Annotated in this window: 23 protein-coding genes; 9 read left to right on the top strand and 14 right to left on the bottom strand. The window is 57.9% G+C overall.

The window, feature by feature from the left end; translation table 11 throughout:
• The first annotated feature begins 94 nt into the window (after positions 1-94).
• Complete coding sequence (locus tag AABE20_RS04465; RefSeq protein WP_338332043.1) at positions 95-1,276, top strand: ATP-grasp domain-containing protein; 1,182 nt, start codon at positions 95-97, stop codon at positions 1,274-1,276.
• On the opposite strand, the gene AABE20_RS04460 is transcribed toward AABE20_RS04465, so the two are convergent.
• The 6 genes from AABE20_RS04460 to AABE20_RS04435 all read right to left on the bottom strand — a co-directional run bounded on the left by AABE20_RS04460 (position 1,243) and on the right by AABE20_RS04435 (position 6,775).
• Positions 1,243-1,644 (bottom strand): hypothetical protein, encoded by a 402-nt coding sequence (locus tag AABE20_RS04460; protein ID WP_338332042.1) that lies wholly within the window; start codon positions 1,642-1,644, stop codon positions 1,243-1,245. The genes AABE20_RS04465 and AABE20_RS04460 overlap by 34 nt on opposite strands.
• A gap of 24 nt (positions 1,645-1,668) precedes the next feature.
• Positions 1,669-2,598, bottom strand: a complete 930-nt coding sequence (locus tag AABE20_RS04455) for a flagellin (RefSeq protein ID WP_338332041.1) — start codon at positions 2,596-2,598, stop codon at positions 1,669-1,671.
• Between the two features lie 294 nt (positions 2,599-2,892).
• Complete coding sequence (locus AABE20_RS04450) at positions 2,893-3,555, bottom strand: DUF6468 domain-containing protein (protein WP_338332040.1); 663 nt, start codon at positions 3,553-3,555, stop codon at positions 2,893-2,895.
• Positions 3,552-4,958 (bottom strand): flagellar motor switch protein FliM, encoded by a 1,407-nt coding sequence (gene fliM, locus AABE20_RS04445; protein ID WP_338332039.1) that lies wholly within the window; start codon positions 4,956-4,958, stop codon positions 3,552-3,554. Before fliM ends, AABE20_RS04450 begins: the two co-directional genes overlap by 4 nt.
• A gap of 63 nt (positions 4,959-5,021) precedes the next feature.
• On the bottom strand, positions 5,022-5,534 hold the full coding sequence (locus tag AABE20_RS04440) for a flagellar basal body-associated FliL family protein (protein ID WP_338332038.1): 513 nt from the start codon (positions 5,532-5,534) through the stop codon (positions 5,022-5,024).
• A gap of 146 nt (positions 5,535-5,680) precedes the next feature.
• Positions 5,681-6,775, bottom strand: a complete 1,095-nt coding sequence (locus AABE20_RS04435) for a glycosyltransferase family 2 protein (RefSeq protein WP_338332037.1) — start codon at positions 6,773-6,775, stop codon at positions 5,681-5,683.
• A gap of 492 nt (positions 6,776-7,267) precedes the next feature.
• Here AABE20_RS04435 and AABE20_RS04430 point away from each other — a divergent pair, with 492 nt between their 5' ends.
• The gene (locus tag AABE20_RS04430; protein ID WP_338332036.1) at positions 7,268-7,897 is read left to right on the top strand and encodes a class I SAM-dependent methyltransferase; all 630 of its coding nucleotides are present in this window, start codon (positions 7,268-7,270) and stop codon (positions 7,895-7,897) included.
• Positions 7,894-8,730, top strand: a complete 837-nt coding sequence (locus AABE20_RS04425) for a hypothetical protein (protein ID WP_338332035.1) — start codon at positions 7,894-7,896, stop codon at positions 8,728-8,730. Before AABE20_RS04430 ends, AABE20_RS04425 begins: the two co-directional genes overlap by 4 nt.
• A 73-nt stretch (positions 8,731-8,803) precedes the next feature.
• On the opposite strand, the gene AABE20_RS04420 is transcribed toward AABE20_RS04425, so the two are convergent.
• The 6 genes from AABE20_RS04420 to AABE20_RS04395 form a co-directional block, all read right to left on the bottom strand.
• A complete protein-coding gene (locus tag AABE20_RS04420; RefSeq protein ID WP_338332034.1) occupies positions 8,804-9,523 on the bottom strand; it encodes a glycosyltransferase family 25 protein in 720 nt (239 codons plus the stop codon).
• Positions 9,524-9,632: 109 nt separating this feature from the next.
• Positions 9,633-10,802 (bottom strand): UDP-galactopyranose/dTDP-fucopyranose mutase family protein, encoded by a 1,170-nt coding sequence (locus AABE20_RS04415; protein ID WP_338332033.1) that lies wholly within the window; start codon positions 10,800-10,802, stop codon positions 9,633-9,635.
• A gap of 137 nt (positions 10,803-10,939) precedes the next feature.
• Positions 10,940-11,536, bottom strand: coding sequence for a PqiC family protein (locus AABE20_RS04410; RefSeq protein ID WP_338332032.1), 597 nt, complete (start codon positions 11,534-11,536; stop codon positions 10,940-10,942).
• Entirely contained in the window at positions 11,533-12,489 is a 957-nt protein-coding gene (locus AABE20_RS04405) for an MlaD family protein (protein WP_338332031.1), read from the bottom strand. Before AABE20_RS04405 ends, AABE20_RS04410 begins: the two co-directional genes overlap by 4 nt.
• On the bottom strand, positions 12,482-13,276 hold the full coding sequence (locus AABE20_RS04400; RefSeq protein ID WP_338332030.1) for an ABC transporter ATP-binding protein: 795 nt from the start codon (positions 13,274-13,276) through the stop codon (positions 12,482-12,484). The genes AABE20_RS04405 and AABE20_RS04400 overlap by 8 nt, the downstream gene beginning before the upstream one ends.
• A gap of 3 nt (positions 13,277-13,279) precedes the next feature.
• Complete coding sequence (locus AABE20_RS04395; RefSeq protein ID WP_338332029.1) at positions 13,280-14,452, bottom strand: MlaE family ABC transporter permease; 1,173 nt, start codon at positions 14,450-14,452, stop codon at positions 13,280-13,282.
• 288 nt (positions 14,453-14,740) lie between these two features.
• Here AABE20_RS04395 and truB point away from each other — a divergent pair, with 288 nt between their 5' ends.
• Positions 14,741-15,655, top strand: coding sequence for a tRNA pseudouridine(55) synthase TruB (truB, locus tag AABE20_RS04390; RefSeq protein ID WP_338332028.1), 915 nt, complete (start codon positions 14,741-14,743; stop codon positions 15,653-15,655).
• 23 nt (positions 15,656-15,678) lie between these two features.
• Positions 15,679-15,948, top strand: a complete 270-nt coding sequence (rpsO, locus tag AABE20_RS04385; RefSeq protein ID WP_025828754.1) for a 30S ribosomal protein S15 — start codon at positions 15,679-15,681, stop codon at positions 15,946-15,948.
• Here the strand turns inward: rpsO and AABE20_RS04380 are convergent.
• Positions 15,937-16,182, bottom strand: a complete 246-nt coding sequence (locus AABE20_RS04380; protein ID WP_338332027.1) for a hypothetical protein — start codon at positions 16,180-16,182, stop codon at positions 15,937-15,939. The genes rpsO and AABE20_RS04380 overlap by 12 nt on opposite strands.
• Positions 16,183-16,250: 68 nt before the next feature.
• Here AABE20_RS04380 and pnp point away from each other — a divergent pair, with 68 nt between their 5' ends.
• The gene (gene pnp, locus AABE20_RS04375; RefSeq protein ID WP_338332026.1) at positions 16,251-18,401 is read left to right on the top strand and encodes a polyribonucleotide nucleotidyltransferase; all 2,151 of its coding nucleotides are present in this window, start codon (positions 16,251-16,253) and stop codon (positions 18,399-18,401) included.
• 88 nt (positions 18,402-18,489) lie between these two features.
• The gene (locus AABE20_RS04370; RefSeq protein WP_338332025.1) at positions 18,490-19,908 is read left to right on the top strand and encodes an NAD(P)H-dependent flavin oxidoreductase; all 1,419 of its coding nucleotides are present in this window, start codon (positions 18,490-18,492) and stop codon (positions 19,906-19,908) included.
• Between the two features lie 198 nt (positions 19,909-20,106).
• Here the strand turns inward: AABE20_RS04370 and AABE20_RS04365 are convergent, their stop codons facing one another.
• Positions 20,107-20,304, bottom strand: coding sequence for a YqaE/Pmp3 family membrane protein (locus AABE20_RS04365; protein WP_086647029.1), 198 nt, complete (start codon positions 20,302-20,304; stop codon positions 20,107-20,109).
• 234 nt (positions 20,305-20,538) lie between these two features.
• On the opposite strand from AABE20_RS04365, the gene gyrA reads away from it, so the two are divergent.
• Together gyrA and coaD are read left to right on the top strand one after the other, a co-directional pair.
• On the top strand, positions 20,539-23,343 hold the full coding sequence (gene gyrA, locus AABE20_RS04360) for a DNA gyrase subunit A (protein ID WP_338332024.1): 2,805 nt from the start codon (positions 20,539-20,541) through the stop codon (positions 23,341-23,343).
• Positions 23,340-23,867 carry a pantetheine-phosphate adenylyltransferase gene (gene coaD, locus AABE20_RS04355; RefSeq protein WP_338332023.1) on the top strand — a complete coding sequence of 176 codons (528 nt, stop codon included), beginning with the start codon at positions 23,340-23,342 and terminating at the stop codon, positions 23,865-23,867. Before gyrA ends, coaD begins: the two co-directional genes overlap by 4 nt.
• Position 23,868: the final 1 nt, after the last annotated feature.

The following is a 23,868-nucleotide window of genomic DNA, read 5'->3' as shown; positions in this document are numbered from 1 at the left end:
GAATATTTGAGTGTTTTGTCTCTCCAGTGCTTTGCACGGTTATGGTCTGTGGCACTTTGTATTGGACCTGCCCCGACCTTAGCCGAGTATTAACATGACATCTTTTGGTTTATCCCCACTTCTGCGGCAGGCTTTGCAGGGGCGTGATATTACGCATTACCGTGCAGACCTGCTGCAAAGAGCGGCCGCAAACCCGGATGCGCAAACCCTGCTCGATCTGGCCCTGATCATGCAGATGACATTTGAGCCTGAGCAGGCGGAAAGGTTTTTGAGCGAAGCGTTAACGCTGCAACAGACCTTTACCCTTGCCCAAGGGGGCAAGGACGCCTTGCGCCTGCTGGTGGTTAAAACCCCCGGAGACCTGACCGACAACACCCCCATTGAATGCATTCTGGAAAACGCACCCGTACACATGGACGTGGTGTATGTTGGCCCCGGCCTTGCATGGCCCTCAAGCCTCCCTCCGCATGACCTCGTGTTTGTGGCTGTGGGCGAGGGAGACACCCATAACGCTGTGTTGGCGGAACTGGCAAAGGCTCTGGCGCACAGCGCTACTCCGGTGCTGAACAAACCGCAGTACATTCCGCAACTGTCACGCTCGGCGGCATTTGACCTGCTGCACGGTGTGCCGGGCTTGCAAATGGCGCAGACCTACCGGGTGGAGCGCAATGTGCTGGAACGCCTGAGCACCGGGCAGGGCGCGTTGGAAGCGCTGGGGCTTAATCTGGCCTATCCGTTTATTGTGCGCCCGCTTGGGCTGCATGGCGGCATTGGCCTGTGCAAAATAGACCAACCTCAGGACCTTGCGGCCTATCTGGCCCAGAATGGGGCGGAACTGTTTTTTGTCGCCAATTTTATTCACTATGCATCCGACGACCAGCTTTACCGCAAATACCGCGTTGTGCTGGTAGAGGGGCGGCCCTATCTGGCGCATATGGGCATATCCTCGCACTGGATGGTGCATTACCCCTACCGGGAAATGAAGGCGTTTTCCTCCCGCCGTGCGGAGGAAGCCCACGCCATGCTCCATTTTGATCAGGAGTTTGGCCAGCGCCACGCAGCCGCCCTGAGCGGTATTTATAATGCGGTAAAGCTGGATTACTTCGGCTTTGACTGTGCGGAAACAACGGACGGCAAACTGCTGGTGTTTGAACTGTCCAACGCACTGATCATCCATGCCTGTGATGATGCGGCGATGTTCCCCTACAAAATTCCCCAGATGCACAAAATTTTCGCAGCGTTCTATGCCATGCTGCAACGCAGGGTGGTGGCGTAGGCCGCACACTCCTTATGCGGGGGTAGGCTGTTTTTGCCCCGGTAGTCCACCCGGTGCGGACGGGGCGCGGGTAAACATTCACCAACATTTTGGCGCATAAGTGCCGCTCTTCCCGCAGGGGGGAGGGGTGGTCCTGCGCATTTTTGCGTGGGGTTTGCCGGGGCGGCCTTGCAGGGCGCTGCCGAACATGGCGCGGTAGCCTCGGTAGCCTCGGTAGCCTCGGTAGCCTCGGTAGCCTCGGTAGCCTCGGTAGCCTCGGTAGCCTCGGTAGCCTCGGTAATGGCCGGAATGCGCTGCTGTGTGCCAGAACGTGGTTTGCGTCGGTCCCGATAACGCAAAAAAATACCCCCGGCTTTCGCCGAGGGCATTTTTCGTCGACTGTGTCAGTAAGATTACTGGAACAGGGACAGGATGTTCTGGGACTGACCGTTGGCGATCGAGAGGGACTTGATTGCCAGAGACTGCTTGGTCTGCAGGGAGGTCAGCTTTGCGCTTTCTGCGGACATATCGGCATCGGTCAGGGCGCCAACGCCGGTCGTCAGGTTGTCGGTCACGCTCTGGCCGAAGGTGGTCAGGTTAGCGATCTGCTTGGTGTTGTTACCCAGCTGAGACGTGAAGTTGGTCATCGTGGTAATGGCAGTCTGGACCGTGGTGATCGCGGTTTGCAGGTCTGCCTCCTTCAACTTCCCAGCACCGGCAGAGGCGATCGCACTGATCACACTGTTGGTGCCAGCGGCAGAGGCCAGCCCCAGCATGACGCCCAGAGAAGCATCTGCAGTGATCGTTTTACCAGCGGCATCCTTTTTCAGACCGCTAAAGTTGGTAACGGTCGCCAGAGAGCCCTGCAGACCGGTCACATACTGCAGGCTGCTTGCAGTGATTCCAAGATCTTTGCTGGTTTTGCCAGCCAAAAGGTTCACCCCGTTGGAGGTGGCACCATTAGCAATGGTATCAATCTGATTTAGGAAGCCATTAACTTCGTCGTTGATCTGTTTCAGAGACGTGGTGCTGCCGGAGTTGTTACCAACACTGGTCACCGCATTCTGGATTTCGGCCAGAACGGACAGGATCTGGTTTGCTGCAGTATTGGTGGTGCTTACAACGGAAGAAGCATAGGACAGGCCGTCATTCACAGCGCTCTGACCGGCGATGTTGCCGCTCATCTGGGACGCAATGCCGAAGGAAGCGGGGTTGTCAGAAGCGTTAGCAACTTTTTTGCCGGTGGAAACGGCGTTTTCGGTAGCGCTCAGGGCAGTCTGGGTAGCGTTCAGGGTTTCCAGAGCAACCATTGAGGAGGTGTTGGTGTTAATAGAAAGGCTCACGTTGTGATCTCCATTTCGAGTGGGCGAGTGCCCGTGTTCAATGCTGAATAAACTCCCGAACGGCTAAGAGAAGGTTAACGCGATCATTTTTTTTTGACTGCCGGGCAAAAAAATCCACGGTGGCAAAAAATGCGCGGTCCTATGGGGTGCTTTGTAAAGGAAAACTGGCGGATTTCTGCCAATTATTGTGTCCAATTTTTTTGGATACAAAAAAGCCTCCCCCCGGAAGGGAGGAGGCCTGGGTCTTTATCCAAGGGAACCTTGGCCAATATGGTGCATAATGGGTGTTAACCGTTAAGCACTTTCGCGGTCGGGGGGAGCGTCCTGCGCCTTGCCCAGAGCGCGCAGGTAAGGCCGCTCCTTGGTCAGTGTTGCGGGCATGGGCATGTCCAGCGTATCGGCAAACTGGGTTTTGGGCGGGGTATTGGGCGCCTGCTGCGCGTGTTCGGCGGCAAGGGCTGCCGCACTGCTGGCCGCGGTTGCACTCTCCAGCGCGGATTGCACAAGCTCCTGCGCCGTCTGCTGCGCGCTCTGGCTGGCCTGTTGCAGTTTTTCCAGTGTTTCCTCTATGGCCAGCCGTGCGGTTTCGGCCTGTTCGATCAGGCTTTCCATCCGCCGCTCCTGCGAGGGCACCTGTGTGAGAGCCGCGTCCAGCCTGTCTGCCACCGAATCGGCCTTGGTGGCCATATCGTCCAGTTCGGTGCCGGTAACCTTGGCCTGTTCGATCATGCGGCTGAGCGGGCGACCGCTGACTTCGCCTGCCACGCGCAGCTTGTCCACGCCTTCTTCGGCCTGATTGACGCTGCTTTCAAGCTTGTTCACCAGATCGAGCAGGCTGCTGCGGTCGCGTTTGAGGTTGCCCAGCACCCGGCCCAGATAAAAGCTGTAAATAATGCCAAGGAACAGAAAGACGGAGAGCGTGATCTCAATGATCATCTGGATCTGTGTGAACATCATTCAGGTGATCCTCCAGTCTGATCCGGGGTTGCGGTGGCTGCGGGTGGCTGCGGGTGAGGGGGCTGTGGCGGCACGCCAAGGGGTGGGGGCAGGTGGTGCTCCTCTGGCGGGACCAGCCTGCGCTGGATTTTAACGGCGTTTTTGTTGCCCAGCTTGCCCAGACGGCCATCAAACAGCGGGGTTTGCCCGCATTGCAGGCGGATGGGGAACGGCGCGCCGTTTTTGTGCGGGAAGGTCATGAGCGAACCGATCTTGAGGTTCAGCACCTCGGAAAGCGGCACGACTTTTTCGTCAAACACGGCGGAGACCTGCGCATCGGTTTCCAGAATTTCGGAAAACAGGTGGTCTTCCCAGATCGAGTCGCGCCCGAATTTTTCGCCCATGAACTGTTGCGAAAGCTGGTCACGCACCGGCTCCAGCGTTGCATAGGGGATAATCAGGTCCATGTTGCCGGTGCGGTCTTCCATATCAATATGGAGTTTGGCCAGCACCACGGCGTTGGAGGCGCGGGCAATGGCGGCAAAGCGGGAACTGACTTCCAGCCGCTCAAATGTCAGGTCCACGTTGCAGACCGGGTTGAAGGCAATGGACAGGTCGTTGAGCGTAAGGGTGATCAGTTTTTCAATCAGCGCGCGTTCAATAGCGGTGTGGGGGCGTGTTTCCACCCCCGCATGCCCAACACCGCGCGGGCCACCCATAAGAATGTCGATAATGGAGTAGGACATGGCCGAATCCACAACGACCAGCCCGTAATTGTCCCACTGCGCGGCTTTGAAAACGGCGAACATGGAGGAGGAGGGCACAGCGCCCATGTAGTCCCCAAAGCGCAGGGAGCGAATGCCCTCGATCGTTATTTCAACGTTATCGTTGGTGAAGTTACGCAAGGTGGCGGACAGGATGCGCACAAGCCGGTCAAAAACAATTTCCAGCATGGGCAGGCGTTCATAGGCCACGAATCCGGCCTTGATAACGCGTTCCATGCCGGTTTCTTCCGGCTCATCAAACCCGCCAAAGGTGTGGCCCAGCAGGTTGTCGATTTCGGACTGGTCCAGCAGGTGGCTGCCAAACGGGTCTTCTTCGGGGGTGGCTTCGTGCTCGCCATGCGCGCCCTGTTCGGCCTGCGCGCCAGCGGCATCGTGCTCGGTGTGGGCTGTGGCATCATCGGGGTGGGCGGATGTATCGGCCGTGGTGGGGTGCTCTTCCGCCGCGCTGCTCTCGTGCTCAGGCGTGGCGTCAGCCGCCGCATCCGGTGCATCGGGGTGCGGTTCTGCTGGCGTGTGTTCGCCCTCGGGGGCCTCGGCCTGTGGCGCGTGCTCCTGCTCCGTAGGCGGAGCGTCGGGGGCCGCGTCTGCTCCGGGTTCGTGGTTCCCGGACCCTGATGCTGTGTCGTCTACATCCTGCATGTGGTTTGTCGCTACGGTTCCTGAGGGGTGTCTGTTGGCGCGGGTGTCAGAAGCAGGAGCGCTTTACTGGACAAGGAATTCAACAAGATACAGGTTTGTCACCTGTAGGGGGGCAAGCTGTGCGCGCAAGCGGCGCAGAATGGATTCGCGCAGCCTGTAAATACCGTTGCCCCGGATATCCTGCGGTCTGGTTTCGTGCAGGTAGGTCTGGAATACGTCCTGAATTTCCGCAATCCGGTCCTGTAGGGCGGCTTCGTTTGGCACGCCGCTGACTTCCACCTTGGCGGTCAGCTTGACGTAAACCGGGTGGCCACCAGACGTGTCCAGATTGGAGACCATGGGCGGAATACCCAGCAGAATGGGCGGATGCATGGCGGCTTCGGCCTTGCTGCCCACGTTCTGCTTGAGCTTGGAGGTAAAGATTTTATCTTTTTCCCAGAACACCCCACCGCCGACAAGGAGAACAAGACCGGCAGCACCCGCCATCATCAGTTTCCGCTTGGACTTGGGGGCGTCTGCTCTGGGAACTGCTGCGGCAGCATCTGCTTCTTTTGCGCCGGTTACAGTCTCGCTCATGTCTGGTGGGCTCCGGAATGGTTAATCTAAATACACCTGTTATCAGTTTAACCGTTGGCGCGCACCTACTCAATGGGCGGGGTGATAAGGAGGCGCCAGATTATGTCCTATGGTCTGGTTGTTGCGCCTGATGATGCCGGGGGGAGTTATTGCGTATTGTTATGGATGAATTGCCGTATTGCTATAAGCATATGAAGAAAAGATTTGAGGTTTTGCGATGAAGGTGAAGAATTATTTTCAACTTCCGCCTTTGTTTCTTCAATAAGTTCGCAAATTTTTGGGTATCCGGCGGATATGAAAATATGCAAATATTTACTTTTTGTGTTGTCGTCGTTTGTTGAGTCTATTTTTATATTCAAATCCTTGAAAAAGGAAATGGTCTTCTGGCACAGAAGAATGCTTTCTTCTTTATTTATTGTAGATTGGTGCCAATATATAAAATTCACGCAATAATAAAAAAAATCGGCCTGAAGTTGAGGGTATATTCCTTTTTCTTCCATGTATATTTTAATGTCATTCAATGCCTCAAGAATGCATGCATAAGATAATGTGCGTGAAGAAGAGAGGGATGTTGGTCTATTGACAATATGCGTGACCATAATCTGCCGTTCTATGCATATTCTTCTGGCGCTAAAAAAGGATTTGCAGGTAAAAGACAGGTCATTCGAAGATCTGATTGTTTGGAAGAGCAGATTGTTGTCCGTTATCAATTGTCTACGGATCAGTTTGTCCCATGCCCACCATGTAAAAGATTCAAAGAAATTTTCTTTGATATCTTTGTAAGAGAAGACACAATTTATTAAAGTTAGATCAATTTTAATATTATCAAGAATATATGTTTCGTTCGTTTGTTTATCGTAAGACTGGGAGCCTACAACAACAATATCAGCACTATTCTGGATGGCTTTTTTGTAAGCGAGTTCCAGCATTAAAGGTGAATAGTAATCATCATCATCAAGGAAAATAATGTAGTCACCCTGCGCGTGATGGATGCCAACATTCCGAGAAAAGGCTGCGCCAGAATTATTTTTATTTTGATAGATAGATATATTTTTAGAAGGGTTACTATTTTTTATGGAATGGCAGATGTTTAAGGTCGTATCTTTTGAATGATCATCAACAATAATAAGCTCTATATCCTGAAATGTTTGGTTTATTATGCTGTTTATGGAAAACTCTATGCGTGATTCACAGTTGTATGTTGTTAATATAACTGAAATAGCGGGTTTATTTTTGAGCATAGTGCGTATTTATCCTGATGATATAATGATTTCCATTGGCTTTTGGGAATATGAACCAGATTTGGTGTAAGAGGAAAAGAGCAAATTTAATGCATGCCAGAGCTGAGGCATAACGGACATTAACGTGGGTGCTGCAATGGTGGGGGTGTTTCCACCCCTTTTTCACTATTGTTTGGCGACATTGAGAAATATAAAGTGCTGGCCGGGTACAGTCCTGGGGGCAGGCGTTATGGGTAGAATTATACGTAAGGCGTTGAACTGAATGGATTATTGCGCCAGACAGAATTGATCGGCGCTTGGCCTGATGACCATTGCCTTGCAACGCAGCACTATGTTGATTTTTTAGACCGTGGCGCTGCTTTCCCGGATCTTTCATGGGGCGACACGCTTCCATTGCCCGGAGCAATAAAATAAAAGTAACCTATGCTGGGCATTTGTGTTTTTGCTGTCAGCAAAGTTAATGGCTGATGTGAATTTTTTGAAGTGAGTGACATGCATACTTTTTCCTCAAAAGCATATTGGTCGGAACGCTATTCGAATGGTGGCAATTCGGGGGCCGGTTCCTATGGACGGCTGGCCTTGTACAAGGCTGCCGTTGTTGATGGTTTTCTCAAAAATAATCATATTCAGTCCGTTCTGGAACTAGGGTGTGGTGACGGGCACCAGTTGAGTTTGCTGCGCCACATCAGGTCTTATGTAGGCGTTGATGTTTCCGAAACTGTTATTGGTGCATGTCGTCAGAAATTTCCTGCCAAACGCTATGAGTTTATTCAGGACGTGCAGCTTCCCGCCGATTTTTCGGTGGAGTTGGTGCTCTCTTTGGATGTTATTTTTCATCTCATAGAAGATGATGTTTTTGATAAATATATGCACAGCCTTTTTTCAAAGGCCGAAAAATATGTAATTATTTATTCCAGTAATTTTGACGCACCCGGCACTGCGATGCATGTCCGGCATAGGAATGTTACCGATTTTGTTCGGAAATACTTCCCCGATTTTTGTTTGAAAGCCTATCTGCCAAATCTTTATCCATTTGAAGAAAATAACCCGGACAACACGTCTTTTTGTGACTTCATGATCTTTGCGCGCGATGGTCATTCTGTTGTTGTGGATGTTCCATGACCATGAATGAACAGAGTGGATTTGGAAAAAACATTCCTGTTTTTGTGTCTCTTACGGCCATTCATGAGCGACTGTATGGTCTTGAGCATGTTTTGACATCGCTTTTGCGCCAGTCAGTTCCGCCAGATAAGATTATTCTGAACATATCTGATCAACCATTCCTTCTGGATAAAGGAATAAAAAAAAGCGATTTGCCTCTATCCGTGCAAAAAATGCAGGCTAGCGGGCAGATAGAGATTCATTTTGTTGAAAACACAGGCCCCTATAGAAAAATTCTACCAACTCTGGAGCGTTATGCCGGGGCGGAATTTCTGGTTGCGACTGTGGATGATGATGTTGTTTATCCGCCGGACTGGCTCAAGGGGCTGGTCGATGCAATCCAGAAGTATAAATGTGTGGCCGCATATCGTTGCCGTTTGATGAATATGCAGGGTGGAGAGATTTTACCTTATAATACGTGGCCGCTGATAAACGAGCAGTTTGTGGGCCTTGTAGGGGACAGGCTTGACCTGTCGGCTCCCTCTTTCGCCTTTTTCCCCACGGGAAGGGATGGCGTGATCTACCATTCCTCCTTCTTCCCGGATATGACCATGCTGCGTGAGCTAAGCCGTCTGGCGCCGTTTCAGGATGATATTGCGCTGAAATTTGCAACGCTCAACCAGCAGATTCCCGTTAGCGTGTGCCACCCCCAGCAGGCCTGGGTTTCCGAGCACCATGTGTTCTCGACTGTTGCAGGGGAGGACGGGGGCTTGTGGGCTATCAATCAGGGGGGAGAAAACGATCTGGCCCTGAAGCGCGTTCTTCAATACGTTTCTGATTATACGCCCGCATAAAACACAGCGGCGTCAGGTCTGGCAGGCAAACTGGTATTATACAGAATATTATTTGCCTGCTGTGCCTTAGTACTTATGTATTTAGGCTCCGTGCCGTGTTGTTATCTGTCAGGCAGAGCGGTGGCAGTGCCGTATAGGCATGGATGTTCCGGTAGTGGATGTTCATGAGGTGGTCGACCGATGAGGTCGCAAGGCTACGGCCCAGACCGGGGTAGAAGACCTCTTCCGTTTTGAATGGCAGGCAGAGTTTGAGCAGCCGGTTGGCCCCAAGGGGGGAGAGGGCATAGCCACAAATGCCAAAGGTCTGGGTCAGCCGGAAGGCGGTGGAGGCCACATTCATGTTCAGGAACGCGGGAATACCCTGCCGCACGGTGTCCTGATTAAACATTGCAACGCACTGCGTAATACCGGGCAATAGTTCAAATTCCAGAATACTGTCGTAATTGTTGCCCCATAGAATAATGTCCCAGTCATGGGGCAGGGTGGCAATAATCCGGTTGCTTTCGTGCTCGAAGTTGCGGCACAGGAAGGCGTCATCTTCAAAAATATGGGCAGGCTGGCCGCTCTGGGCAATTTTCGCCCAGAGTTTGATGTGTGTGAGGCCCGAACCAATGGCCCCGGCCGTAAAGCCGCAGTCGGGTGCGAGCAGCCCTTTGCTGACAATGGTATTGCGGTCCAGCGTTTTGCCATCCAGACCCGGCATCCACTCAAAATCTTTTATATGCGCGTTGGATTTCAGAAACCGCTCTGTCCGCTCTGGAGTTCTTTCTAGGCTGATGAAATACTTGTGCATCTTTGGTCCTGTGGAAAACCCATAAGGGGAGCGGGCATGGCGCTGCATTTTGCCAGTACATCGCGTAATTGCAAGTTGGCGTGGGCACCCTCCCGCCCATAGGGATCAATCAGGGTTGGGGGGTAAAAAAGGCCGGGAGGGCCTGCGTGCCCCGGCTTGCCAGTATGGTGTCCATCTGGTTGCAGGCTTCAAGCGCTTCGTGGATGGTTACGTCCATATCTAGATAGCGGTAGGTGCCAAGGCGGCCCAGAAAAGAAACGCCGGTGCTCGCGCGCGCCAATGCCTCATACTGGTCGAGCAGGGGCTGCGCGCCGGTCAGGCGTATGGGGTAGTAGGGGGTGTCGGCCGCCTGTGCGGCTCTGCTGTACTCGCGGAAGTAGACGCTCTGTTCAAACTGCGCCTGCTCCCACGGGGCAAAATGCTTGTGTTCGGCAATACGGGTGTAGGGCACGTCTGCATCGCAATAATTCATGACCGCCGTGCCCTGATAGTCGGGTTCGGGGCATACAGAACGCTCAAAATCCAGCGTTCTGTATGCCAGCCGACCCAGCCGGAAGCCAAAATAACGGTCCAGTGGGCCGGTGTAGAACACATGGTCAAAGCGTTCGGGCATGGCTTCAAACGGGCAACCCAGACGGATTTCTATCCGATGGGCAAACTCGGCCAGAATATTGTGCACAATGGCGGTGTACCCCTCCTCCGGCATGCCCTGATAGGGGTGGTTGAAGTAATTGTCGTCGTAATTAAACCGCAGGGGCAAACGTTTGAGAATGGAGGCTGGCAGGGTATCCGGCTCACACCCCCATTGTTTGCGGGTGTAACCTTCGAAGAAGGTCTCATACAGCTCCGGCCCCACCATGCTCAGTGCCTGTTCGCGGAAGGTGCGGGGTGTGGTGATGGAGCGGTCGGCTTTGCTGGCGATAAAGGCGCGGGCCTGTGCCGGACCAAGCGTGGTTTTGAAAAGCTGGTTAATGGTCGCAAGGTTGATGGGCAGGCTGAACACTTGCCCACGTGCGATAGCCCGGACACGGTTGACGTACGGGCGGAACGTGCCAAAGCGCTGCACATAGGCCCACACATGCTCATTGGCGGTATGGAAAATATGGGGGCCAAAGCGGTGGACCATAATGCCGGTCTGACCGTCGCGCTCGGTATGGCAGTTGCCAGCCAAATGGGGCCGTTCATCCACGACCACAATCCTGTGGCCACGGCTGGCAAGGTGGCGTGCGACAACCGCGCCGCTAAACCCCGCTCCAACCACGCAGAATGTTTTGCCCACCTTGGTCCGCTCCTGATCTGGTGTCTCAGGTTATGTGACGCCTGACAACAGCACCATGCCATTCATACCGTGTTCTGGGCGCAATGCTACTGTTGGAGCGAGAAAACAGCAAAGCCCCGCAACAGCAGGGCCTGTGCTTACCGTGCGGGTGGAATGGTCGCATTCACCCGCTCGGCCAGCCGGATGACCAGCCCGCGCATGAGCGAGGCCACGTCCGCATCTGTGCTGACCGGGCCTGTGGCCACAAGGTGTGTGCGCTCGCGCGTGAGCGGCAGGTTGGGGTCGTGGGGGAGCACGGCCCATGTGGCGTCCAGCGTTGCCTGCCCGGCTGCATCCACATCAAAGCGCGAAATATCGATCTGCACCCGCATGGTGGCCACATCGGCCAGCGGCTGGTCGGTAATCAGTTCCGATGGCCGCTTGTTGGACAGCACATTGGTCAGCAGGTCGGTCACGCCAAGGGACAGGCGCGAGGCCCAGCGTGAGCGGGAACTCCGCAGGATTTCCTCGCCATTGCGGGTAATGATGTCCTGCGAGTCCAGATAGTCGGGCAGGATAATGCGGCTGATGGCAATGGTGGTCGCACGGGCGGAAAGGTGCGGCTCGGTCACATTGGCGTCTGATGGAACACCCAGCGTGTACACCCGCAGCGGCGGAGACGCGCAGCCCGCAAGTGTGAGGAGTGGGGCACAGGCCATAACGGCCAGCAATGTGCGGCGTGGCGTAGGGGTCATGGGCGGCGTCCCATCAGCAGAAGTTGCGGGTTGCGTTCAATATCGGACGAAAAGCCGCGCAGCGATGCTGCCGAGGCGGCAATGTCGCGCAGGGCTGCGTCAAGGTTGGCGCGGTCGATCGAGCGGGGGGAGAGAATACCCTGCAACGCATCCAGCGTTTTGGTGGCGGATGCCAGTGTGGCGTGCAGGTCCGTGCCGCGTGCGTTCAACTGCGTGGTCCCGGTTTCCATCAACTGGTCCATTTTGCTCAGGGTTATGTCCAGCTTGGCTTGCAGGGTTTTTATGGCATCGGTCGCGGTGGCCAGTGTTTCGTGCGACATGTCGGCTGTCTGTTTGGCGCTCAGCAGCAGGGGGGGCAGGTCCCTGTTCAGGCTGTCACTCAACTGGGTGACAGACAGCAGGGCCGCATCCGCATGGTGGCTGATTTCTTTTATGGGGATCTGGCCCAGTGAGTCCTTCAGCTTTTCCACCGCCGACATGCGGACGGGAATTTCTGGCAGGCTGGTAATGCGCGGGTGCAGCACGGGGGGCACCGAGCGGTCAAAGTCCAGTTCTATGTTGGACTGCCCGGTTACAAAGCTCAGCAGGTTCAGCTCCGCGCGCAGGCCAATGCCTATGAGTTCCTGAATACTCACCTTGTTACCGCCGGGTACGTCCTTGACCACATGGATCTGGTCCGGCTCCAGCGTGAGCACTACGGGAATGTAGGCTTTGTGGTCGGCGGGGTCAAAGCGCAGGGTAATGCTTTTGACCGTGCCCACCTTGACCCCACGGAAGTTGACCGGCGCCCCAACGGACAGGCCGGTAATGGAGTTCTGGAACACCACCACCGCCTCGCGCGAGGGGGCGAGGAAGCTCATGTGCCCAAAAGCCATGACAATAAACAGGGCCAGAAAGCCGCCTAACAGCACGAAGGCCCCGATAACGGTTTTGCGGTTTGTGCTCTCAGACATGCCGGTCTGCCTTTGTCTCATCTGTCGGGGGGATGGTGGAGGAGCGGTTCATGAACGCCATGACTTCGGGAATGGTGCTGTGGTCGCGCAGGTCCCGTGGGGAGCCGTGGGCAATGGGCCGGTGGGTTCTGGCGTCCAGAAAAATGCCGTCATCAGCAATGGCGAACAGGCTTGGCAGTTCGTGGCTGACAATAACAATGGTCGCCCCCAGCCCGTCGCGCAGGGTCAGGATCAGGTCGTCCAGCCGGGCGGAGGTAATGGGGTCCAGCCCTGCGGAGGGTTCATCAAAAAACAGAATATCGGGGTCCAGCGCTATGGCGCGCGCAAGGCCCGCGCGCTTGCGCATGCCGCCCGAAATTTCGGACGGGAACAGGTCAATCGCCTGTTCCATGCCCACAAGCCCGAGCTTGAGTTCCACCAGCTTGCGCACCACATCGGGCGGCTGGGTGGTAAACATTTCCATGGGCAGGGCCACGTTCTCGCCCACGGTCATGGAACTCCACAACGCGCCGGACTGGAACAGGACGCCAAAGCGGTGGTTGATCTGGGTCCGGCGGTGTTCGTTCTGCGCCCAGTAATCCTCCCCACCGACCAGAATCTGGCCCGTGGTGGGGGGGAGCAGGCCAATCAGGCTTTTGAGCAGCGTGCTCTTGCCGCAGCCAGAGCCACCCATGACCGCAAAAATGGACCCACGTTTGAGGTCGAACGACACGTTCTGCTGGATAATTTTGGGGCCAAAGGACAGTTCCACGTCCCGCACGGAAATAAGGGTATCGGTTTCGGCCATTGCTTATATTCCCAGCGCGTTGGCCATAACGGCGAACACGGCGTCCATGGCGATAATGCCGACAATGCCAATCACCACGGCCCGGGTTGCGGCAATGCCCACATCGGCCGCACTGCGCCCGGCCTTAAGCCCCACGCGGCAGGCGGCAAGGGCAATAAAGCTGCCAAAGAAAAACGCCTTGATGAACCCGAACACGAACTCCTTGAGTTCGACCCCGTTCACGGTGGAAATCCAGTACCCCACGGGGGAGACATCCATCATGCTCATGCTCACCACAAACCCGCCCAGAATGCCAATGAGCGTGCCATACAGGTAGAGCAGGGGCATCATGAGCGAGAGGGAAAGAATGGCGGGGAGCAGGATGTAGCCTGAAATGGGAATGCCAAAGACCTGCAGGGCGTCTATTTCCTCATTCCCCAGCATGGTGGAAATGCGCGCCGCATACGCCCCACCCGTGCGCCCGGCCATGATGATTGCGGTCATAATGGCCGAAATCTCACGCGCGCAGGCAATGCCCACAAGGTTGGTCACGTAAATTTCCGCAGCAAAGCGGCGCAGTTCCACCAGCCCCACAAAGGCCAGAATGGCCCCGATAAGGAAGTTGACCACACCCACAATCAGGAGCGCGTTTGGCCCTGCGTTCCACAGGTCCGTTATCAGGTCCTTGGTGCGCATGCGGCTTTTGCCGTGCAGGGCGTGCATGGCCCCGCGCGTGGTGTCCAGCGCAAGGGAGGCCACAACCCCTGTCTCGTTCAGGGTGCCTAAGGTCAGGTCGCCGGTTTTTTCTAGTAGGTTCTGCCTGTTGCTGGTGTGCCGCGCGGGTGGGGCCGGGTTGGGGGGGAGCAAGGCCAGCAGGCGCTGGGCGGGGGCGGGCAGGCCGCTTTGGTCAAACTCCAGCCCGGCTGTGGCGGCGGCCTGCTTGACCTCCCACAAAAAGGAAATGAAGGACGTATCCCACCCCGTAATGTCCGCCGTATTCACGCTCAGGCTGGTCGCCCCCGGTGGCGGGGTGGCAATGTCGGCCCCCGTAAACGGCATGACCCCGCCATTGGGCACGGTCCACGCGCCGCGCACGCTCAGGCAGGGGCCATCTGGCCCGTCCTGTAAGGACCATGCGGGCCGCGCGGCAGGCTCTGCTGTGGCGGTGGGGGGGGAAGGGTCGGTTTGCTGGGTCATTGTTTGTGGCAACACTAAGACAGGCCATGCCACGCTGGCTAGTCCCGACATGGTGAGGAAAGACCCGCGCTGGCCGGGTTGGGGTGGTGGTGGCGTGTGTTGGTCTTGAGTTTGCTAATAATTTCTATGGTCAGGCATTTTCGGTAGCCCAGCATTGCAGGCGCGCATTGCAGGGGCGCGCGCGCTCGGCTAGATGCAGCGCTTGGTGTGCGCCGGGCGGGTCCGGGGCGGTAACCGGGAGCGGCGCACGCAGGCATGGCGCGCGCTCCCCCGCATACGGGAGTTGAGATGCGACGCAAACGTGGGCGGCCACTGAATGGTTGGCTGATAGTGGATAAGCCCTCGGGCATGACCTCCACACAGGTAGTGGGGCGGGCCAAACGGCTGTTCGATGCCCAGAAGGTGGGGCATGGCGGCACGCTGGACCCGCTGGCTACCGGGCTTTTGCCGCTGGCCTTTGGCACGGCCACCAAAACCGTGCCTTATGTTATGGACGGCACCAAGGTCTACCAGTTTACCCTGCGTCTGGGGGAAGCGCGCGATAGTGATGACGCCGATGGCGCGGTAACCGCCACATCGGACGTGCGCCCCAGTGATGATGAGCTGCGCGCGGCCCTGCCCGCCCTTACGGGGGATATTATGCAGGTGCCGCCCGTGTATTCCGCCCTCAAGGTGGCGGGGGAGCGGGCGTATGATATGGCGCGAGACGGCCGCCCGCCCGAACTGCCCCCCCGCCCCGCCCGCGTGGACCGTTTTGAACTGATCGCCCGGCCCGATGCGGATACGGCGGTGTTCGAGGTCGAATCCGGCAAGGGCGTGTACATGCGCGCTCTGGCGCGGGATGTGGCGCTGGCATGTGGCACGGTTGGCCATATTGCGGTGCTGCGCCGCCTGCGCGTGGGGCCTTTTGCCGAGGCCGATGCAATTATGCTGGACAAACTGACGCCAAACGACGACAACGCCCATGCTTCTGCGGAACTGCTTCTTCCGGTCGAGACCGCGCTGGCCGACATCCCGGCGCTGGCCCTGACTGAGGAGGAATCTGTTCTTCTACGCCACGGGCGTGCTCTGAGCCTTGTTGATCTGATGGGACGTATCCCCCAGACCGACGCCTCGGGGACTGTGCGTGTCATGGACGCAGGGCGTGTGCTTGGCCTTGGCCGCCTGGAAGACGGGCAGCTCAAGCCGGTACGCATTCTATGACATTTTTCTGATGGAGACATACGATGTCGATTACCGCTGAACGCCGCACCGAAGTGATTGCTGAATACCAGACCGCTCCGGGCGACACGGGTTCGCCCGAAGTGCAGGTCGCAATTCTGACCGTGCGCATTAACAACCTGACCGACCACCTCAAGACCCACGCCAAGGACTTCCATTCCCGCCGTGGTCTGCTGATCATGGTTGGTCGTCGTCGCAGCCTGCTGGACTACCTGCGTGGTAAAAGCCAGAGCCGCTACGAAGCGCTGATCGCGCGTCTGGGTCTACGCCGCTAATTCTGGTTTTTGCCCCCATGTCTGGCAGTCTGCCGGGCTTGGGGGCAGGCCGGAAAGGTCTGTGGGGGTTTTTGTGCTGGCCTTATGCCCGCCAAACCCCCATATACCGTTGTACGCCACAGGCTTTGGCACGCGGGCATTGACGATCCGGGTAAGGCCACGGCGTTTCCGACCACATGGCGCCTGGGCGGTGCTGCCGCCAGTCTCCATGCCGTCCGAGGCGCTGTCCGCCATTCGGTTCTGTCCCGCTGTTTGCCGTGGTTTTGAATAAAGACTGTGTCAACAGAAGATGAGAAGACAGAATGTTTAACTACTTCCGTAAAGAAATTGAGTGGGCAGGTCGTCCGCTGGTGCTCGAAACCGGCAAGGTCGCCCGTCAGGCCGATGGTGCGGTGCTGGTCACCTACGGCGAAACCGTGGTCCTGTGTACCGCTGTTGGCGCGCGTGACGTCAAGCCGGGGCAGGACTTCTTCCCCCTGACCGTCAACTATCAGGAAAAAGCCTACGCCGCAGGCAAGATCCCCGGTGGGTTCTTCAAGCGTGAAGGCCGTCCTTCCGAAAACGAAACGCTGGTCTCCCGCCTGATCGACCGCCCCATTCGCCCCCTCTTCCCCGAAGGGTTCCGTAATGAGGTGCAGGTCATCGCCACGGTGCTGACCCACGATATGGAAAACGACCCGAGCATTCCCGCCCTGATCGGCTGCTCGGCCGCGCTCACCCTGTCGGGCATTCCGTTCTTTGGCCCCGTGGGTGCAGCCCGCGTTGGCTTTATTGACGGCGCGTTCATCCTCAATCCCACGCTTGAGCAGATCAAGGAAACCAGCCTTGACCTCGTGGTCGCCGGGACCGCCGAAGGCGTGCTGATGGTGGAATCCGAAGCATCCGAACTGTCTGAAGATGTGATGCTCGATGCCGTGACCTTTGGCCACACGGCTTTCCAGCCCGTGCTGGACGCCATTATTGCGCTGGCTGAACACGCCGCCAAGGAACCTTGGGATCTGCCGAGCGAAAGCAAGGAAGAGGCCGCCCTGCGCAAGCAGGTGGACAAGCTGGGCCGCAAGCTGATTGCCGATGCCTACAAGGAAAAGCAGAAGCAGGTCCGCTACGACAAGCTCAAGGTCGCACGTAGCGCCATTGTGGAAAAACTGACAGCCGCCGAGCTGGACGTGGCTGCCGCCAAGCCCATGATCAAGGACCTGGAAGCCGACGTGGTCCGCACCTCGGTGCTCAAAACCAGCAAGCGTATTGACGGGCGCGACCTTGTGACCGTCCGCCCGATTGTGCCCGAAGTTGGCGTGCTGCCGCGCGTGCATGGCTCCGCCCTGTTCACCCGTGGTGAAACACAGGCGCTGGTCGTGACCACGCTGGGCACCGGGCAGGACGAACAGGTGATTGACGCGCTGGAAGGCGAATACCGCACCAACTTCCTGCTGCACTACAACTTCCCTCCCTACTCCGTGGGTGAGTGCGGTCGCGTAGGCTCCCCCGGCCGGCGCGAAATCGGGCATGGCAAGCTGGCATGGCGCGCCCTGCACCCGCTGATGCCCAACCGCAAAGAGTTCCCCTACACGGTGCGTGTTGTGTCCGAAATTACGGAAAGCAACGGCTCCTCCTCCATGGCGACCGTTTGCGGTAGCTCGCTGGCCCTTATGGATGCCGGTGTGCCCCTCAAGCGCCCTGTGGCCGGTATTGCCATGGGTCTGATCAAGGAAGGCGACAAGTTTGCCGTTCTGTCCGACATTCTGGGCGATGAAGATCATCTGGGAGACATGGACTTCAAGGTGGCCGGAACCGAAGACGGCGTGACCGCGTTGCAGATGGACATCAAGATCACGTCCATCACGCCTGAAATCATGAAGATCGCTCTGGGTCAGGCGCGTGATGGCCGCCTGCACATTCTGGGCGAAATGAGCAAGGCTCTGACCGAAAACCGCACGACCGTCGCCACCACGGCGCCGCGCATCACCACCATTAAGGTGCCGCGTGAAAAAATCCGTGATGTCATTGGTTCGGGTGGCAAGGTCATTCGCGAAATCGTAGAATATTCGGGTGCGAAGGTGGATATCGGGGACGATGGCACCATTACCATTGCCGCCACTGCCGAAGACCAGACCAAAAAGGCGCTTGAACGCATTAACGGCATTGTGGCCGAACCCGAACTGGGCCGCATTTACGATGGTAAGGTTGTCAAAACCGCCGACTTTGGCGCGTTCGTCAACTTCCTTGGTGCGCGTGATGGGCTGGTGCACATTTCCGAACTGGCGCAGGGCCGCGTTGGTCGCACCACCGATGTGGTGAAGGACGGGGACGCCGTTAAGGTCAAGGTGATCGGCTTTGACGATCGCGGCAAGGTCAAGCTGTCCATGCGCGTTGTTGATCAGGCTACGGGTGCCGACATTACGGAAACCGTGGGTGAAAAACCTGCCCGCGCACCGCGCCGGGATGCCGAATAAGGCATTCCATACGTGGGGTGGGGGGCCTGCTCTCCCCCCACGCGTGGTGGACCAGACACGGGTATCTTAGAGAAACGACAGGATAGTCATGAAGGCGATTAACACGCTTCGCATGGGGGGGACGGATGTCCTGCCGCTGGTAGAGGGCGGCAAGGGCGTTTCTGTTTCCACGGGGGCATCGGCCGGGGCATGGGCTGCTGCGGGGGGTGCGGGTACGATCTCCATCGTCAATGCAGATAGCTATGACGATCAGGGACGCCCGGTCCCGCAGGTGTACCACGGCCGAACCCGCCGGGAACGGCATGAGGAGCTTGTGGACTACGCCATTCGTGGCGGCATTGCGCAGGCGCGTATTGCGCACGAGGTCTCTGGTGGCAAAGGCCGTATTCACGCCAACATCCTGTGGGAAATGGCCGCGTCCGAGCGGGTCATTACCGGGGTGCTGGAAGGGGCCAAGGGCATGATCCATGGCCTGACCTGTGGCGCGGGCATGCCCTACCGGCTGGCCGACATTGCCGCCCGGTTTGGCGTGCATTACTACCCTATCGTTTCTTCCGCCCGTGCTTTCAATGCTTTGTGGAAGCGTTCGTACAGCAAGGCGTCCGACCTGCTGGGCGGCGTGGTGTACGAGGACCCGTGGCGCGCAGGCGGTCATAACGGCCTGTCCAACACGGAAAATCCCTTTGCGCCAGAAGATCCCTACCCGCGTGTGCTGGCCCTGCGGCAGGCCATGCGTGGCTTTGGGCTGGACAATACGCCCATTATTATGGCCGGTGGCGTATGGTGGCTGGAAGAATGGCAGGACTGGATTGATAGTGAGGAACTGGGGCCGATTGCCTTCCAGTTTGGCACTCGTCCGCTGCTGACGACCGAAAGCCCGATCCCCGATGCGTGGAAGCGCCGGTTGCTGACCCTGAAAAAAGGCGATGTGTACCTCAACCGCTTCTCCCCCACAGGGTTCTATTCCTCCGCTGTCAACAACGGCTTTTTGCACGAACTGCGCCAGCGCGCCGAGCATCAGGTGCCCTACGCCACCGAAGCTACGGAAGAGCTGAGTGCGTCCTACGGTGTTGGCCCGCGCAAGCGCGAGGTCTTCCTTAAACCAGATGACGTAGCGCGTGTGCAGCAGTGGGAAAGCGAAGGGTTTGTTGAAGCCCTGCGCACCCCCGATTCCACCCTTATTTTTGTAACCCCCGACCGCGCCCGCCTGATTGTGGCGGACCAGACGGACTGCATGGGCTGCCTGTCGGAGTGCAAGTTCTCCAACTGGAGCCAGCGTGGCCCCAGCTACAGCAACGGCCACCGGGCGGACCCGCGCTCCTTCTGCATTCAAAAAACCCTTCAGGCCGCAGCCCATGCCTCTGGCCCGGATGCGGAGAAGGTGATGGATGAGAACCTGATGTTTGGCGGCACCAACGCATGGCGCTTTGGCACGGACCCGTTCTATGCCAACGGCTTTGTGCCCACGACCAAACAACTGGTTGAGCAGATTATGACCGGTAAATAAGCCGCCCCTACCCAACTCCTGCCCGTGTGGCGGGTGCGGGGTTTGGGTGAGCGCACAAAAAAGGCGGCCTCCCGTACAGGGGGCCGCCTTTTTTGATGGGGCCTGTTGCAACCCGCCCCCCTGCGCCGTCTGGTGGCGTGGGTGTATGCGGTGCGCGCAACGGGTGCTGCGCAACGCATGGCGGGCTGGCCGCCGGGCCTAGCTGCGTGAGGCGCGGCTCATGCGGGCGATTTTCTGGTCCGTTGTGTACTGGCTCAGGGCGTAAACCGACCAGATGGTAGCCGGAATCCAGCCAATAAGCGTGATTTGCAACACAAGGCAGGTTATCCCCGCAAAGGGGCGGCCAATGGTAAAAAACTGCAACCACGGCACAAGCAGGGCAAGGATAAGGCGCATTCGTCGTAAACTCCCATGTTATTGGCCATGATGGCCATAGCTGGCCCCCGGGGGCAAGGCAATCCGCACCACATGCGGGCTTTTTATGCCCCCCACAACCCCGGCCAGCGCTAGGAGTTTGCCGGGTTTGGTGCTAGAAAATACCCAGCACCGCGGCAACCGGTGTTCAGGTGGATTTGGCGCGGAGTGCAGGCAGCAGCCCAGCCCCGCGCAGCATGACAGAACGGATGAACCTTGACCGAGATTTCTGACCAGACCGGATCACCGCAGCCTTCAGACCTTGTGCCCGTGACCATTGAGGAGGAGATGCGCTCCTCCTACCTTGCGTATGCGATGTCGGTCATTGTCAGCCGTGCGTTGCCCGATGTGCGGGATGGCCTCAAACCCGTGCACAGGCGCATTCTGTACGCCATGCACGAAAGCGGGTTTACGCACGACAAGCCCTACCGCAAGTCCGCCCGTGCGGTGGGTGAGGTCATGGGTAAATATCACCCCCATGGCGATAGCTCCATTTACGAGGCCATGGTGCGTATGGCCCAGTCGTGGTCCATGCGTGTCAAGCTGATTGACGGGCAGGGCAACTTTGGCTCGGTGGATGGGGACAGCCCCGCCGCCATGCGTTACACCGAAGCGCGTCTGGCCCGCTCCTCCACCTTTTTGCTGGGTGATATTGACCGCGATACGGTCGATTTTCAGCCTAACTATGATGAGAGCGAGAGCGAACCCACGGTTCTGCCAGCTGCTTTCCCCAATCTGCTGATCAATGGCGCCACCGGCATTGCCGTGGGTATGGCCACCAACATTCCCACCCACAACCCCGGCGAGGTGGTGGACGCAACGCTGGCCCTGATCGCCAACCCGGCCATGACGCTTGAAGAGCTGATGGAAATTGTGCCGGGGCCGGACTTCCCCACCGGTGGCACCATTCTGGGCCGCTCTGGCATTCGCAGCGCCTATGCTACGGGCCGTGGCTCCGTAATCATTCGCGCCAAGGCCGATATTGAGGAAATTCGTAAGGACCGCAAAGCCATTGTGGTGACCGAAATCCCCTATCAGGTCAACAAGGCCACCTTGCAGGAACGCATTGCCGATCTGGTGCGCTCCAAGCAGGTGGAAGGCATTGCCGATATCCGCGACGAATCCGACCGCTCAGGCATGCGCGTGGTGATCGAAATCAAGCGCGATGCAACGCCTGAGGTGGTGCTGAACCAGCTTTACCGCTTTACCCAGCTCCAGACCTCCTTTGGCGTGAACATGCTCGCACTCGATGCAGGCAAACCCCGCCTGATGGGCCTGAAGGACGTGCTGGAGGCGTTTATTGCCTTCCGCGAGGAAGTTATTCTGCGCCGCTCGCGCCATGACCTGAACAAAGCGCGCGACCGCGCCCATATTCTGGTCGGGCTGGTTATTGCCGTTGCGAATATTGATGCCGTTATTGCGCTCATTCGCGCAGCGCCCGATGCCGCCACCGCGCGTGAATCGCTTATGACCGCGGAATGGAACGCCGCCGATGTGGAACCGCTGCTGGCCCTGATCCACGATGAAGGCAACGTGGTGGTGGACGGTAAGGTCCGCCTGACCGAGGCACAGGCGCGCGGCATTCTGGAACTGCGCCTGCAACGCCTGACCGGGCTTGAGCGCGACAAAATCCAGAACGAACTGTCTGACGTGGCGGTGCGGATTAACGAACTGCTCGAAATTATTCGTAGCCGCCCCCGCCGGATGGACGTGCTGTGCGAGGAACTGAGCCTTGCCCGCGCCGAACTGGTGACCCCCCGTGTGACCGACATTGCCGATTACGACGGCGATCAGGATGATGAAAGCCTGATCGAACCCGGCCAGATGGTTGTGACCATCACGCGCGAAGGCTTTATCAAACGCACGCCGCTCGATGTCTTCCGCGCACAGAACCGGGGTGGCCGTGGCCGCACCGGGGCCGGTACGCGTGGGGATGATATTGTGGTGCGCTCCTTTAACGCGCACACGCACCAGTGGGTCATGTTCTTCTCCTCCGGTGGCAAGGTGTACCGCCAGAAGGTGTGGCGTCTGCCAGAGGCAGGCCCCGCCGCCAAGGGCCGCGCGCTGGTCAACCTGCTGCCCGACCTTGGGTCGGATACCATTACCGCCGTGCTGCCTTTGCCGCAGGATGAGGAACTGTGGGAAAGCCTGCACCTTGTGTTCGCCACCGCCAGTGGGGGTGTGCGCCGCAACAGGCTGAGTGACTTCCGCAACATTCGCGTTTCCGGCATGATCGCCATGAAGCTGGATGAAGGCGACAGCCTGATTGGCGTTGCCACCTGCCGCGATGGTCAGGACGTGTTCCTTGCCACCCGCAAGGCGCGCTGCATCCGCTTCCAGATTACGGATGACACGGTGCGTGTGTTCGCCGGGCGCGGGTCGTCTGGTGTGCGCGGCATCCGTCTGGCCGAGGGCGACCGGGTGATCAGCCTTGCCGTGCTCAACCATGTTGAGGCCACGGTGGAAGAACGCTCGGCCTACCTGCGTATGGCCAACGCCAAACGCCGGGCCGAAAACGCGGCCGACACCGAGGATGATGCCGAAATTGCGGTGGTTGATGGGGATGAGGATGAAGGTGCAACCGGCACCGAGGCCCTGACCCCCGAACGCTTCGCCCAGCTTGAAGCCGCCGAAGAAGTGCTGCTGATTGTGAGCGATGGTGGGTTTGGCCGCCGCTCCTCCGCCTATGATTACCGCGTAAGCGGGCGTGGCGGGCTTGGCATTACCAACATGACCTTCTCTGCCAACAAGCGCGGGACGGAAGTCTCGGCGACCCTGCCGGTGCTGCCGGGTACGGATGTCATGCTGGTGACCGATGCAGGCCGCCTGATCCGCGTGCCGGTTGATCAGGTGCGGATTATGGCGCGTCAGGCCAGTGGGGTCACACTCCTGCGCCTGAACGATGCCGAACGCATTACCAGCGTGTTCCCGGTCATGGATGATGGCGAGGACGGCGCGGGCGAGGCAGAAGATGCAGCCCCCCAGCCGTCTGCGGATGATGGTGCCGGTCCAGCCGCATGAGCAGCCCTGCTGCCGCACCCAGACGTGTCGGGCTGTATGCTGGTACGTTTGACCCGGTAACAGTCGGCCATCTGGATGTGATCGAGCGGGCCAGCAGGTTGGTGGACCGGCTGATTATCGGGGTTGCCCGCAACCCCGGTAAAAGCCCGCTTATGCCGCTGGAAGAGCGGATCGAATGTGTGCAGGAAGCATTGCCCGCCATCAAGGCGCGGACGGGGGGGGATATGGCGGTTGTCTCCTTCCATTCGCTTTTGGTGGAGGCGGTGCGGAGCAATGGGGCCACGCTTATTTTCCGTGGCCTGCGCGTTCTGTCCGACTTTGATTACGAAGTGCAGATGTCGGGCGTAAACCGCAGGCTGGATAGCGGGATAGAAACCGTGTTCCTTATGGCCTCGGAGCGCACGCAGTTTATTTCCTCCCGTATGGTGAAGGAAATTGCCAGTTATCATGGCGATATTTCGGAGTTTGTAACACCCTATACCCAGGCGCGCCTGCTGGCCCGTCTGGCCGAACGCACGGGCTGAA

It is taken from the genome of Acetobacter zythi (assembly GCF_963921165.1).
Taxonomy (GTDB): domain Bacteria; phylum Pseudomonadota; class Alphaproteobacteria; order Acetobacterales; family Acetobacteraceae; genus Acetobacter.
This window is presented reverse-complemented; position numbering and strand designations above follow the sequence as displayed.

Bases quoted from the DNA above. Each gene is read 5' to 3' on its own strand.
- AABE20_RS04465 (WP_338332043.1), top strand. From the start codon at position 95: ATGACATCTTTTGGTTTATCCCCACTTCTGCGGCAGGCTTTGCAGGGG.
- AABE20_RS04460 (WP_338332042.1), bottom strand. From the start codon at position 1,644: ATGCCCTCGGCGAAAGCCGGGGGTATTTTTTTGCGTTATCGGGACCGA.
- AABE20_RS04450 (WP_338332040.1), bottom strand. From the start codon at position 3,555: ATGATGTTCACACAGATCCAGATGATCATTGAGATCACGCTCTCCGTC.
- fliM (WP_338332039.1), bottom strand. From the start codon at position 4,958: ATGCAGGATGTAGACGACACAGCATCAGGGTCCGGGAACCACGAACCC.
- AABE20_RS04440 (WP_338332038.1), bottom strand. From the start codon at position 5,534: ATGAGCGAGACTGTAACCGGCGCAAAAGAAGCAGATGCTGCCGCAGCA.
- AABE20_RS04435 (WP_338332037.1), bottom strand. From the start codon at position 6,775: ATGCTCAAAAATAAACCCGCTATTTCAGTTATATTAACAACATACAAC.
- AABE20_RS04430 (WP_338332036.1), top strand. From the start codon at position 7,268: ATGCATACTTTTTCCTCAAAAGCATATTGGTCGGAACGCTATTCGAAT.
- AABE20_RS04425 (WP_338332035.1), top strand. From the start codon at position 7,894: ATGACCATGAATGAACAGAGTGGATTTGGAAAAAACATTCCTGTTTTT.
- AABE20_RS04420 (WP_338332034.1), bottom strand. From the start codon at position 9,523: ATGCACAAGTATTTCATCAGCCTAGAAAGAACTCCAGAGCGGACAGAG.
- AABE20_RS04410 (WP_338332032.1), bottom strand. From the start codon at position 11,536: ATGACCCCTACGCCACGCCGCACATTGCTGGCCGTTATGGCCTGTGCC.
- AABE20_RS04405 (WP_338332031.1), bottom strand. From the start codon at position 12,489: ATGTCTGAGAGCACAAACCGCAAAACCGTTATCGGGGCCTTCGTGCTG.
- AABE20_RS04400 (WP_338332030.1), bottom strand. From the start codon at position 13,276: ATGGCCGAAACCGATACCCTTATTTCCGTGCGGGACGTGGAACTGTCC.
- AABE20_RS04395 (WP_338332029.1), bottom strand. From the start codon at position 14,452: ATGACCCAGCAAACCGACCCTTCCCCCCCCACCGCCACAGCAGAGCCT.
- truB (WP_338332028.1), top strand. From the start codon at position 14,741: ATGCGACGCAAACGTGGGCGGCCACTGAATGGTTGGCTGATAGTGGAT.
- rpsO (WP_025828754.1), top strand. From the start codon at position 15,679: ATGTCGATTACCGCTGAACGCCGCACCGAAGTGATTGCTGAATACCAG.
- AABE20_RS04380 (WP_338332027.1), bottom strand. From the start codon at position 16,182: ATGGCGGACAGCGCCTCGGACGGCATGGAGACTGGCGGCAGCACCGCC.
- pnp (WP_338332026.1), top strand. From the start codon at position 16,251: ATGTTTAACTACTTCCGTAAAGAAATTGAGTGGGCAGGTCGTCCGCTG.
- AABE20_RS04370 (WP_338332025.1), top strand. From the start codon at position 18,490: ATGAAGGCGATTAACACGCTTCGCATGGGGGGGACGGATGTCCTGCCG.
- AABE20_RS04365 (WP_086647029.1), bottom strand. From the start codon at position 20,304: ATGCGCCTTATCCTTGCCCTGCTTGTGCCGTGGTTGCAGTTTTTTACC.
- coaD (WP_338332023.1), top strand. From the start codon at position 23,340: ATGAGCAGCCCTGCTGCCGCACCCAGACGTGTCGGGCTGTATGCTGGT.